Origin of the sequence: Streptococcus suis S735 (genome assembly GCF_000294495.1) — a bacterium.
GTDB classification, from domain to species: domain Bacteria; phylum Bacillota; class Bacilli; order Lactobacillales; family Streptococcaceae; genus Streptococcus; species Streptococcus suis.
This window is the reverse complement of record NC_018526.1, coordinates 1887726-1901391: the sequence shown is the minus strand read 5'-3', so window position 1 is coordinate 1901391 and position 13666 is coordinate 1887726. Positions and strand designations below refer to the sequence as shown.

Genomic DNA, 13666 nt, shown 5'->3' with positions numbered 1-13666 from the left:
ACGCCCAGTAGGACCGCTAAACGGTGGTTCAGTTCGTTAGATTAAATAACCGTCAGAACTGTGTCAAAGTTTGCTGACGGTTATTTTTTATCTCGAATAGCTAAAATGATGACGATTATCAAGCTCAGCCTTTCAACAAGCAGACCTGATAAATATAAATCCAGAGATTTCCGACGTGAGAGTTTTGAAACGATATTTTTCAAAACTCGAGCTAGTGCGTGCCCTAGACAAATCTTATAGGATTTGTCGTTGCCAGATGAGTAAGTTTACTTATCCATCTGGCATGGGCTAGCCTTTCTAGCAGATTTGCTGTCCACTTTCATGGGCATCACCTCCGTTCAGAAACTTGGAACCACCGTTTCAAACTTTCCTACACATGTTTATTCGCAGTGCGATTAGAAAATTTTCGAAAAAGTATTATTAGGGCTCCATCGCGTAATATTAACTTGTAAAATGGGCTAGAAATCGGTACAATAATACAGTGATTGACGATAGAAAAGAAAAGGAAAACAAACATGAACTCATGGCAAGAATTAACGATTCACGTGCATCGTGATGCAGAAGAAGCAGTTTCAAATCTCATGATTGAAACGGGCAGTCAGGGGGTGGCCATTAGCGACTCGGCTGACTATGTGGGACAGGAAGACTGTTTCGGCGAACTCTATCCCGAGGTGGAGCAGTCGGATATGATTGCGATTACGGCTTACTATCCTGATACTGTGGATATTGAGGAAGTTAAGGCAGACTTGGCGACTCGCTTGGCGGATTTGACGGGCTTTGGCTTGGAAACAGGTCAGATCAGTCTAGAAAGTCAAGAATTGGCAGAGGAAGACTGGGCGGACAACTGGAAGAAATACTATGAGCCAGCTCGCATTACCCACGATTTGACCATTGTGCCGTCTTGGACGGACTATGAGGCGACAGCTGGGGAGAAGATTATCCGCTTGGATCCAGGCATGGCTTTCGGTACAGGAACCCACCCGACGACCAAGATGAGCCTCTTTGCTCTTTCTCAGGTCTTGCGTGGTGGCGAGACAGTCATTGATGTCGGCACAGGTTCAGGTGTCCTTTCCATCGCTAGCTCCCTCCTAGGTGCCAAGGAGATTTATGCCTATGACTTGGATGAGGTGGCGGTGCGTGTAGCCCAGGAAAATATCGACCTCAACGCCAATACTAGCAATATTCATGTCGCAGCGGGCGATTTGCTTCGTGGCATTGACATTAAAGCAGAAGTCATCGTTGCCAACATCTTGGCGGATATTCTCATCCATCTGACCGAGGACGCCTACCGTCTGGTCAAGGACGAGGGCTACCTGATTATGAGCGGCATCATCGCGGATAAGTGGGACATGGTGCGAGCATCTGCGGAGGCGGCTGGCTTCTTCCTTGAGACTCACATGACCCAGGGCGAGTGGAATTGCTGCGTCTTTAAGAAGACGGCTGACCGCTCAGGTGTGATTGGAGGCTAGGATGCAGCAGTATTTTGTCAATGGCAGAGCACCGCAGGGCATGTTCCAGATTAGCGATAAGGACACTGCCAAGCACATGTTTTCTGTCATGCGCTTGCAGGCAGGTGACCAAATTGTTTTGGTATTTGACGACGGTATTAAACGCTTGGCGCGTGTGGTGGATAGCCAGAGCCAGTCTGTTGAAATCATCGAAGAACTGACAGATAATGTCGAATTACCCATTTCCGTGACCATTGCCATGGGCTTTCCAAAAGGAGATAAGCTCGAATTTGTCGCCCAAAAGGCAACGGAATTAGGCATGTCAGCCCTCTGGGCCTTTCCAGCGGACTGGTCAGTGGTCAAATGGGACGGTAAAAAACTGGCAAAAAAAGCAGAAAAGTTAGAAAAAATTGCCCAAGGCGCAGCCGAGCAAAGCAAACGCAATCGCATTCCGGCTGTTCGCTTGTTTGAGAAAAAATCGGATTTCCTAGCTCAACTAGCAGGCTTTGACCAGATTATCTTAGCCTACGAAGAGGCTGCAAAAGAAGGTGAACAAGCCAATCTAGTGAAAATCTTGTCTGGCTTAGAAATCGGCCAATCAGTCCTTGTCATCGTCGGTCCAGAAGGTGGCGTGTCGCCTGAGGAAGTAGCTGCTTTCGAAGGAGCAGGAGCGGTCAAGACAGGCCTAGGTCCTCGCATTCTCCGGGCGGAAACAGCTCCGCTTTATGCTCTTTCGACCATTAGTTATGCGACGGAATTGTTGAGGTAGTCCATGTTTGCCTTAGGGACGATTATAAATACCTTGGCCATTGCCCTAGCAGGTTTGCTAGGATCTTGGTTTGGCCATTTACTGAAAGAACGGCATCAGTCGGGACTGACGATGGGGAATGTTTGAGTCTTTCTTGAACCTGTTAGAATCCTTTGATTATTGGGGTATAGATAGTTAAATGGTGATTGGTTTCAATAATGGAATTAAGAACCAGGCAAGGATGAGAAGACGACTATTCCTAGTAGAGTCCGTCTTCTCATCCTTACATAGCTGATTAGGGTAGATTTTGAGTGTATCGTCATTTAGTTTTTCTTTTATTACTTCGTTAACTCGCCTTGCCTAACTTCAGTTATGCCTGCGGCTCATTGCCTCGTACTAAAAGTAAATTAAAAGACTATAAAATACGAATTGCTGTGATTTTTTTTACAAATCCTATATCCAACTTTTTTACCTCACTTTTGATTTCTAGGGTCAGGCTGAAACAGTTTCTTGGGCTGTCTCGGCACAAACTTTGTTTGTTCAATTTCTAACCTCAAGCAATTCTCTCAGATTGCTAGAGCAATCAACTACTGCACTGAGATATTGACACTAACTTAAAGAAGTGGCGTTGTACTTTTTACCTAGCTGCGCTATTATTTGTGCTAGATTGCCTGTGAGTAATTTTTTCTTCATGCATATTAGGCTAAAAAGGTAAAAAGTCCTTTTTAAGTAGTTCGGGAATTCTTTATCAAGAAAAACAATTTAGGACAGACTTATATATAATAGCTCACAAATCCGAGTTTTTGGCAACAGAAATAGCGTCGCCGAAATATTTAAGCTACATCTTTTATTCAATCGAATCTAAAATTAGTCTATTAATGATTTTGAGAAAAATTAAAAATTTGTATATAAAAACGAACAAAATTAGTTTTAAGGTATCTAGAAACTAGTATTGTTCGTTTTTTGTTTTGTTTATCAATCGGTAGAATGACCAGATGAGGTATTTCAAAAAAACAAATCTTTTTGTCCTAGACTCATTAGAGAGTCAGTGTTTGAAATGTAATATGGTGTGATGCATATTTTTTGAAATATGGTCATTTTTATATTAAGGTGATTTTTGTCATTTCCAGATGTTCTTTTTCTATTTTTTCTGTGTTTATCGCTGAATGTCGCTTGATTTTAGAGGGAAATCAAGTAAGATTGTATATGGAAAAAATCTGTGTAAGTGTTATTGTAAAAAGTGAAAACTAGAGGAAGATTGCAGGGAACTTACGGCGATTGCTATTTATATTATAGTGCATTGAAATAATGGTATTTGAACTATCAATTTCATGTAAGCTTAATAAGTATTAAAGTTGATTTTGTTTATATTTAGAACCGAAAAAGATAATGTCCCTGTATCTCAACTTTAGCAGATTTAGACACAAACCAAGGAGTACGAGATGATAGAATTTAGAAAGAAAGCAGTTCAATTAGCTAGTTTAATGTCAGTTTTTTTTCTATGCACGTATAGTTTTACAGATGCGATGTATATCATGGCAGAAAGTTTGTCGACCGATGGTGCTTCAACAATAAGACGCACCTATATCGAAGACAAAAAGGAGGACAAAGATAGATTAAATATTGAGTTAGTAGAATCGTTGTCTAGTCCAAAGACTATAGGTCAAAAAATAACAATAGATAAGCAGAGTTTAGCTACACAGAATTTTAACGAAAAAGGTATAGTAGTTATCACTCAAAAAGGGCTAGAGTTAAAGAAAGATGATTTAGAAAAAGGTTGGAAACTAGATGAGTCATATAACGAGAAGGACCTAGCTATAACAAAGAGTGAGACAGAAAAACGCTCTCTTTCAAATGAATTAGATGTATTGTCAAAGACTGTAGAAGAACTTCCAGTGTATGGAGAAAACTACCATTCCTATAGACTGCTGCCAACAACAGAATTGGATTATTCGGCAGATAATGTAAGTCTGACTTTAAGTTTTACCAAGGTCAGTGAGGTTATTAAGGGGGAGTTAGTAGCGGTAGTAGATGCGGAACATATCGCATATTTTAAAGCTGAACCGAGTGTCTTTAAGGAGTATTCTCAAGTTAATGAAAAGCCTTCATCTACTGAGGATGTCAATGTAGTAAGTCCTTCTCAAGACCCACCCGTCTCTGAAACAAAAGAAAATGTACCTGATAATCCAGAATCACAAGGAAGTTCAACAGTTCCAGAGTCAGAGCAAGCGGTGGATGCTTTGGTCGAACAACGAGGAGTTATCTGTATCAAATTAACAAAATCTAGTTCTGAACAAGAAGAGGGCATTGAGGATACTGAAAATGAAGCCATCGAAGGTGCTACATTTGAGGTGCGTAATGTAGAAAGTGAAAATCTTGTTTATACTGGTCAGACAGATAAAGATGGTCTCCTAACGATTTCAAATCTTCCGTTGGGAAACTATGCGGTAATTCAAAAATCTACCATAGATGGCTATGAGATTTCTGCCACAAAAGAAGTAGTGGAGTTAACAGTAGCTCAATCAAGACAAACCGTCTCAATTAGCAACTCCCCTAAAAATCCTTTAGAAGGACTTATGCTGAACTCAATATTGGATTCATCTTTGATACCGCGTTCAGCGAGAGTAGCACGTTCGCTACTTGATACTTCATTACTTGATAATCCTACTGTGACAGGAAATGCAAATGCCACTACAACGACCACCGTATTCGGGAATAAAACAACAACCATCACGCGTGAAGAGTCAAACATAAAATACATTTTTAAACCTATTACAATTTCAATTCCAGGTGTTTATCAAAGCTATTCACAAGATGGTGTCTTGAAGAAAAAAGAGGTAGTGGTTGACTCAAATACCAATACAACAAAAATCATTTGGGAATACACTACTACGGTAGGCGGTGTCAATAGCAATATCACCTCCATTAGAAATGCCTTCTCAACAACAACTGACTCTGGTTTGGGTGAACCTAAAATTACTTCTATCATGAAGGATGGAGTTGCAATAACGCCCAATACGACTTACTACGGAAATTTCGACAATTTTAAGTCAGCTACCGATAATTTACCAGTTGGAAACGGGACGTATGTCTATACGATTGAGACTCCTGTGGTGATTCCAAGTGATAACTATAGTTTGGATTATCGGTCGGAAGTAACTGTTGATGCTCCAAAGGGCAGCAAGCTTACCTATAATGGCACATCAGTTACCTTAACTCAGAAGGAAACACGTACCTTATCAACAGCAGATACTATTACGCTTCCAGCTAAAAATGATGGTGGTCCTCTAGGGGACTTAAAAGTAGATACGGTCAATACTTCCAATACCAATCGTACAATTGGTAAGTATCGTGATAATGACGATAAGGTCATCGAATGGACTAGTTCACAACTAAATGATACGTCGACAACCCAAAGTTTTACATTTGATGTTGCTCTAGATAGCTCACAAGCTGCCCATGAATATAAGGTTTATATATATGAACCAAGTAATGGAACTTATACTGAAACTAAAGCTGAAAAGGTTGCTACGCCTGGGAACCAGATTACGGTTGACAATGTTCCGGCAGGTGCGGTCGCTTTGGTTAAGACAGTGACAAATGTGAAAGACGAAAAAGTTAATCACACCATTTCAGGAGCACAACTAGAAGCGCTGAAAGGTGATATAAAAATCCAGAAGAATTGGGAGGCTGATAGTGATAAGGTAGACGTGACCTTTACGGTTAATGGAGGAAGTTTAACTAATCGTAAGGAAACACTTAGCGCAAATAATACACAAATTACGATTGCTAATGTTGATAAGTTTTCTGGTATGAGAAGCACAGCAACTAAAAAGAGGATATATTATGATGTGACCGAAGCTGTTCCATCAGGTTATATTCTTTCTAGCGCACAGACTGACTGGGAAAATCTTTACTATGTCTTTACAAATAAAAAGGATAATACCACGACACCAGTATTCCCACCAGATACTTGCGGAAACTATGGGGTAAGCAGTATAGACCTTGTAAGCATCAACTATGTCATGTATAAATCAGGTTCTAAAATTTGGGGTGGTTTTGACGGTTCGATGAAAATGAACTTGAAAATACCTGCTTTTGCGCGTGCAGGAGATTCATTTACTTTAGAATTGCCACCAGAGTTAAAGTTAAGTCATGTTGCAAATCCTAATGTTGCATGGTCCACTGTGTCTGCAAATGGTAAGGTGATAGCAAAAGTTTATCACGAAAAAGATAATTTAATTCGCTTTGTACTGACTACAGAGGCTTATTCCGTACAAGAGTACAATGGTTGGTTTGAGATTGGAGTTCCAACCAGTAATGTGATCAAAATCAATAATAGAGAGACTACAGAACTATATAAAACAGGGGTGCTTCCAAACCTTCCCGAGTGGTATACAACGACTACTCGCAATCAGACATTGATTAAGAGGTCTAGGTAATAGGAGAAAATTTTATGATTTTCTTCATCCAGGTTTAGAGTTGTTTCCAAATGGAAATGTAGCAAATAGTATTCCTCAATCTATCGAACTCTATGTAGCAGATGGTACCAAGGCTATGTCCTATTCTAAGGATAGCTTAGAAAAGCTCACTTATAAAGGAACATCAAATAATGGGAATATCCACCATTATTACCTACCAGGTACGGATATTGGAATATCTGTTCGAGTTTATTCTGAGAGAAATTCTTATCCGGCTTTTGATGGATTTGAAAGCACTCATACAATCGAATTTTATCAAGAAGGTTGGAAACTAGGTAATAAAGCAATTGTAGTCCGTCTAAAAGAACGGAAAAAGTTTCAGAAAAATGGTCTGTACTATAATGGTATGAGTGTACCATGGAATAGTCCAGTTATGGGTGGAGGAAGAACCACTAATATCTATCGTCGTGAGGGAGATACAGTATCACAAGGTGGTGCTTATCCTGTAGATTGGTATGGTTTTAAACTGAAAAAGGTTGGAATTAAAAATGGTCAGAAAATTCCACTTTCAGGTGCGATTTTCACATTATATAAAGGAAATGAACCATATCGAACCGCAGTTTCAGATGATAATGGAGATATTCAGTTTTCGGAGATAATCGGCGGCACCTACACCTTCAAGGAAACTAGTGCACCATCTGGTTATATCTTAGATCCGACAGAGCACACTATTGTTGTAACCGATAATCAAAATATTACCATTGATGGGAAAAAATACGATGTCAATAAGCCAACAGAAGTTGTTAATACTAAATCAACTACACTTCAAATCAATAAATTTGAATTTGGTGAAAGTAAGCCATTGAAAGGAGCTGTCTTTAGACTGCAAAGTAAAAATGGTGGAAATTATGATGTCACAATAGGAGATGTTCTTCCTGCAAGTCAGTTTATTTTCTCTAACCTCGCAAAAGGCATTTATACTTTGACGGAGACAAAAGCTCCTGCGGGTTATAAAACGATTCCTCCTCTTGATATTGAGGTTTATGAGGAAAATGGAGAGTTAAAAGTACGTAAATTAACAGACACTTCCAATACACAGACGGGAGCGGTAGAAGTTGTCAACGGAAACTTTAGTATAAATGTTGTTGACGAGGACTTTAGTACTGAGTTCACCAAGGTAAATGAGCAAGGTCAGCCACTCGCAGATGCAGTGTTTGAGCTTCGTCAGATAACCCAAACAGGCTACAAACGAGTTCTAACAGGCTTAACTTCAAATAGTCAAGGCAAGCTCCGTGTGGACCACTTGCAAGGTGGTATAACCTATGAACTTTGGGAAACTAGTGCGCCAGCAGGTTATAGTAAGTTAACAACAGCTGCGGCACGATTTACGGTATCTGAGACTGGAACTATCAGTTTTGAATCTGGTACTAGTGAGCGTATTATTAACCGCCCTCCAACTTATAAAGTTAAAGTGCAGAAAATTGATGCACTGACTGGACAGAAAGTAACTGTGCAGACACGTATTGGTATTACGGATAGCCAAGGGAATGTAATTGATGGGCAAATTGCAAACTTTGACAATGGAGAATTTAGCTTTCCTAAAAACTTTACCCCAGGAACTTACTATATCAAAGAAGAAAAAACTCCATCGGGTTATATTGGCTTATCAGGTTTGGTACCATTCACTATTCGGGCAGATGGTATCGTAGAAGTGAATAGTGATTATCTTGAAGGTATTGATGTGACGACGAGCTCGCCAGATACGATTACGATAAAAGTCAAGAACTATCCACTCGGAAAATTCAAAGTTAGCAAGCGTGTTAAAGGGATTAGTGATTTGACCAACCTTATCACTGGACAAATGACCTTTACTTTGACAAAGAATGACGATGTAAACTTTGCCCCTATCGTCAAACAGCAAGCTGCAAACCAAGACTTTGTTTTTGAAAACCTCCAGCCTGGGGTCTATACTCTGACAGAAACACAAGCTCCATCTGGCTATGTCAAATCGACAGAAAACTACACGATTTATGTTAATAGAGATGGCAGCGTGCGTTTCTATTCTGACTCGGATATAAGTAGTCACATAGCACGTGGTTTGCATGTGATAAAATCTGCAGAGATTGCTATGGCCTCTACCTATGGCTCTAGTACAGAAGATAAGGCGCTGGACGGTGATTTGACAACCGGTGCCTTGTACCAACTCCCAAGTTCGACTTTGAATGAGGGACAATGGTGGGGAGTGAACTTGGGTTCGCCTCAGCGCGTAACGCAAATTCGCTTTGCTCAAGGTAAAAATACCACAAACGGTAGTGACCATGACAAGATGGATAGCTATGCCCTTGAGTATTCACCGGATGGTATCACCTATCAATCAATTGGTAATTTCACCGAGACCGACCTTACTCAGACTGTAGATATCTATGCTCAATACATTCGTGTACGGAATCTACAGACGGGAACGAATAGATGGTTGGGAATCCGAGAATTGCAGGTAAGTGTTCGAGATGCTACCCAAACGATTGAAGCAGGTGGAAGTGATGCTGCCGCTAATGTTATTAAAATCGGTAACATCGAAAATCCAGAGTTCAAAATCGAGAAAGTAGATGCGAATAATAAGCAAATCTCAAAACCTGTTACCTTTAAGCTCTATAAAGTTGACGATAGTACAACAGAGGCAACTGTATCAAGTACCTCTCTTGACGATACCAATCTCGTACAAACCTTAACATTTACAGGTCAAAGCAGTTTGACACGATTAACTGCGACAGCGCTTGGCAAATATGTTCTTGTAGAGACACAAGCACCAGAAGGTTATGACGGTTTGAGTGCACCGGTATTGTTGGAGTTATACGAAACAACGCAAGCTTATGCGGTAACGCAACAGAAAGCTGTGACACGTTTTAGAGTTTTAAGTCAAACTAATTCGGTTAGTGTAACAGATTTACCTGGTGTTAGTGGTGCTCTTGCAAATGCGATTAGCATTAAAGTGAAAAATAACGAGCGTAGGTACAATCTTAAAATCAAAAAACGTGATTATCACCATCCGACTCTTGGTTTAAATGCGCGCTTTGAACTTGTTACAGAGGCTGGTCATCCAGTTGTAATTGATGGTGTTAATATGAAGGGGGATACAAATAGTGCTGACAACAGTATCACCTTCTCGAACTTGCCAGTTGGCGTCTATATTTTGAAAGAGACAGTTGTTCCTACGGGAGGCTATCGCCCTGTTAATCAATTACAAGATACCAAATTTGAAATCCGACCAGATGGTAGTTTACAAATTTTAGAGTCAGATTCGAATATGGTGACAGTTGATACGTCACAAGGTGCTACCTTTGAGATCACCATCAAGAACTTCAAGCAATTTAAGTTCAGACTCCAAAAAACAGATAATCGTGACGAGAATCACCTTCTAAATGGTGCAACATTTAAAATTTACAGCGATCCAAACAACGATGGTGTTGAGGATACTGAAGTTGCTAGTGGTGTGACGACAAATGGTCTCTTTGAAACATCTTTGAGTTTTGGTTACTACATTTTGGAAGAAACTGTTGCGCCAACGGGATATCAATTAAATCCTAAGAAATACCGTTTCCAGATAAACCATGATGGAACGACCAAACTTCATAATGGAGATAATCAGGTTACCTTAGCTGAAAGGGTAGATGGTGACAATGTTATTCTCTTTAACATGAAGAATACAAAACAAACAACCCATATCAAACTTGCTAAACGGTCTTATAGCGATCCTACGCAACGTCTTGTAGCAACGTTTGAACTAAGAGAAAGTGACAATCCTCAAGCGACAGCAGTTGTAAAAACAACGACTACAACAGGGGATGAAGTCCTCTTTGACAATTTAGCAGTAGGGAAAACCTATATCTTGAAAGAGATAGTAGCCCCTGACGGTTATCAAAAGATTGAGAAAGAATTCCATATTAATATTGGCGCAGATGGGGCTATCTCTATCCAAGATGGAGAGGACCTCGTCAGTCTAGACAATATGGACAATCACCTGATTATTGTGAAAAACCTCCGCAAAGGAGAATATCCGAAAACAGGTGGTATGGGTATCATTCCATATATTGCATTAGGGGGGGTGATGATGTTCATTGCTTTTGCCGTTGAGCAACGTCGGAAATATACTAGATAGTTCCTAATGTAAATAAAATAAGAAATAAAAATAGGAGTATACAATGAAAAAATTGACGAAATTATTTTCAGTGTTTACTGTGTTCCTAACGGTGCTCGGTTCACTGATAAATATTAAACACTTAGTCCATGCCGAAGATACGGCTAGCACAACCGTTATTGTTCACAAAATCGTAATGAATAATGACGATTTCAATAAATTTACTTATGAAGAAAATTTATCCAAATATAATGGTAATTCAATCGGAGATTTGAAGAATTATTTTGGTAATTCTGCCGTGGAAGTTGCGGGAGTAAAATTTGACGTATGGAAAAAGACAGATGTAGTAGCTCCAGAAGCTAAGACAGGTGCAGAACTTGGTATTACTGGAGATACAAATAAGTATGTAAAAACCGATAAAACTGCAATGACACAAGATAACGGTGCAACATTCACTCTAGCTAATGGCATTTATATCTTCACTGAAGATAAAGAAAATTCACCTTACTACAATAATCAGAATGAACTTACTGGTATGAAAGCTGTACCATTCAAGCTTGAATTGCCACAGGCTAAAACAGATGGTTCTGGATACTTTGATACCAAAACTCCTCTTCATGTGTATCCAAAGAATACTGAAAACAAACCTGAAATCACCAAAGAATTCACTGATAAGAGAACAAATGTTGATCAAGATGGTATAAAAAATGTTGAAATCGGTCAGGAAATTGGTTACACTATTACAACAAAAGTCCCTAAGGACGCAGCATATAAGACATTTGCTTGGGAAGATACCATGCTTGCAGGTCTTGATTTCAAACTAAACTCACTACAAATCGCAGATAATAAAAATCTTAACCTTGTAGCAGATACAGACTACACATTGACACAAACTGTACGTGGATTCATGGTGAAATTGAATAATAACGGTCTTGCGAAATTAGAAGAAAAAGCAAGAGAAGGTGAAGTGAACTTTACCTTGACTTACAAGGCTACTTTAAATGACTCAGCGAAAGTAGAGACTGAAATCCCTAACCAAGTAAAATTGATTTACGGTAACCGTCCAAGTGAATTCTCTGAGCCAAAATCAACAACTCCAAAAGATGGTGAAATTATTGTTAACAAAACATGGGATACTGGTGTAAACCAAACAGAAGTTGTATTCGGTGTATATGAAAAAGGAACTGGTGTACGTGTAGGTGAAATTAAACTTGCAGCAGGTGTTAATACTGGAAAATTAACTGGTCTTGATGGTGCTAAAGAATACATCGTAATTGAAGAAACAATCGTTTCAGGCTCACTTCCTAGCTATTCAAATGGTGATACAGGTACTATCAGAATAGAAAACAAGAAAAATCCAAATCCAACTCCGCTCACACCAGAAGATCCAAAAGTTGTCACATACGGTAAACGATTTGTGAAGACAGATGATAAGGATTTGGACAGTAGCGAAAAACTTCTAGGTGCTGAGTTCATCGTTCGTAAAGATGGTGAAGAGTCATATCTTGCTTTGAAAGATACAGTAACACAAGCAAAAGAAATCGCAGATTATAAAGCAGCGGAAGCTGATTATTTAGCTACTGTTAAATCAGCCACAACAGACAATCCTAAAATTGATGAAATTAAGCAGAAGAAAGATGCTCGCGACACTGCTTACGAAAAGATGAACATGCAATGGACTTGGGTAGGTACTAAGGAAGGTGCGTTTACATTTGTATCATCAACAGATGGTAAGTTTGAAGTCAAAGGTCTTAAAGAAGGTAAGTATGAACTTATTGAAACCAAGGCTCCAGAAGGATTCGCTCTCCCTACTTCGCCTGTGGAATTCACTGTAGGAGCACATACATGAGGTACAATAGATGCATTGACAGCAGATAACTTCCAACAAATCAAAAACAAAAAAGTAACCATTCCACAAACGGGTGGTATCGGTACACTTGTTTTCACAATTGTAGGTTTGAGTACTATGGTATTTGCCTTTATCGCGATGAAAAAGCGTCAATCTGAAGAAGCTTAATTATTACTAGAAAGGAGGGGCAGATGAAAACAGTAAGACAAATAATATGTTGCCTTGTCGCTATAATATGTGTATTATCATTGCCCTCGCTTTCACTCCAAGCACAAGATTCTTTTGATGTTCAGGTTCATATTCCTTTCCCTAATGGAATAGATGCCAGTCAAGTTTCGACGGGTTTGGAGGCTTGGTACATCGCTTCAGAAGAACCCGTTTCTTCTGAACAGTTGGCAGATTCTTTATATCAAAAAAGTCGGTCTGAGTTGACCAGTCTCTATGGTGAGCCAATTTCTTCTCAAGCTCTTTCTCCAGAAGGTCAAGCCACTTTTCGAGGATTGACTAAGGGATGGTATTATGTTCGGCAAGTAGGAAAGCCTACGAGTCTAGAAGTTATCCCATTCTTGATGAATGTAGGTAGAGGTGTTACAAAGATTGAGGCTAAGGTCAGGAGACCTAGCGAAGAAAAGGGTAGCAAGCCATTTTTAAAGGTATCAACCAGCACCGCCCCTTTATCTGGGGCAGAATTTGCGGTTCTTGAGGAAGTAGGCGGAGAATTGAAGGAAGTGATAGTCGACGGCAATTCTTATCACGTCACGTCAAGTTCGAATGGTCAGTTTGTGGTAGGTCCTCTTCCTTATGGTACTTACTACTTAAAAGAGGTCAAGGCCCCTACTGGCTACATTTTATCTCAAGATACGATTCCTTTTGAAATAACCTCGGATTCACATGTGTCCGAGATTATTAAGATTAAGAATAAACCTGTTACACCTCCTGGAATTGAAATTCCATATACAGGAAATGTGGTGGTGATTGCAGTTTTATCTACCGGTATTTTGCTCTTCTTGCTAGGTTATCGCTTGGTAACTTATACTAAGCGATAACGTTTGACAGACTAGAATA

Annotated in this window: 8 protein-coding genes; all 8 read left to right on the top strand. The window is 39.6% G+C overall.

All coding sequences use genetic code 11. The features are described 5' to 3' along the window. Positions 1 to 515 precede the first annotated feature (515 nt). The 8 genes from prmA (at position 516) to YYK_RS09295 (ending at position 13647) form a co-directional block, all read left to right on the top strand. Complete coding sequence (prmA, locus tag YYK_RS09335) at positions 516 to 1469, top strand: 50S ribosomal protein L11 methyltransferase (RefSeq protein ID WP_012775394.1); 954 nt, start codon at positions 516 to 518, stop codon at positions 1467 to 1469. A gap of 1 nt (position 1470) precedes the next feature. Then, positions 1471 to 2217, top strand: coding sequence for a 16S rRNA (uracil(1498)-N(3))-methyltransferase (locus YYK_RS09330; RefSeq protein ID WP_012775393.1), 747 nt, complete (start codon positions 1471 to 1473; stop codon positions 2215 to 2217). Between the two features lie 3 nt (positions 2218 to 2220). Continuing rightward, complete coding sequence (locus YYK_RS10465) at positions 2221 to 2343, top strand: membrane protein (RefSeq protein ID WP_012027982.1); 123 nt, start codon at positions 2221 to 2223, stop codon at positions 2341 to 2343. A gap of 1295 nt (positions 2344 to 3638) precedes the next feature. Then, positions 3639 to 6638 carry a SpaA isopeptide-forming pilin-related protein gene (locus YYK_RS09315; protein WP_012027981.1) on the top strand — a complete coding sequence of 1000 codons (3000 nt, stop codon included), beginning with the start codon at positions 3639 to 3641 and terminating at the stop codon, positions 6636 to 6638. 40 nt (positions 6639 to 6678) lie between these two features. Next, positions 6679 to 10773: a SpaA isopeptide-forming pilin-related protein gene (locus YYK_RS09310; protein WP_012027979.1), complete on the top strand. Its 4095-nt coding sequence runs from the start codon at positions 6679 to 6681 to the stop codon at positions 10771 to 10773. Between the two features lie 43 nt (positions 10774 to 10816). Next, complete coding sequence (locus YYK_RS10225) at positions 10817 to 12601, top strand: isopeptide-forming domain-containing fimbrial protein (protein ID WP_158309763.1); 1785 nt, start codon at positions 10817 to 10819, stop codon at positions 12599 to 12601. Positions 12602 to 12616: 15 nt separating this feature from the next. Then, complete coding sequence (locus tag YYK_RS10220; RefSeq protein ID WP_158309762.1) at positions 12617 to 12769, top strand: LPXTG cell wall anchor domain-containing protein; 153 nt, start codon at positions 12617 to 12619, stop codon at positions 12767 to 12769. Positions 12770 to 12792: 23 nt separating this feature from the next. Then, positions 12793 to 13647, top strand: coding sequence for a prealbumin-like fold domain-containing protein (locus tag YYK_RS09295; RefSeq protein ID WP_012027976.1), 855 nt, complete (start codon positions 12793 to 12795; stop codon positions 13645 to 13647). Positions 13648 to 13666 lie beyond the last annotated feature (19 nt).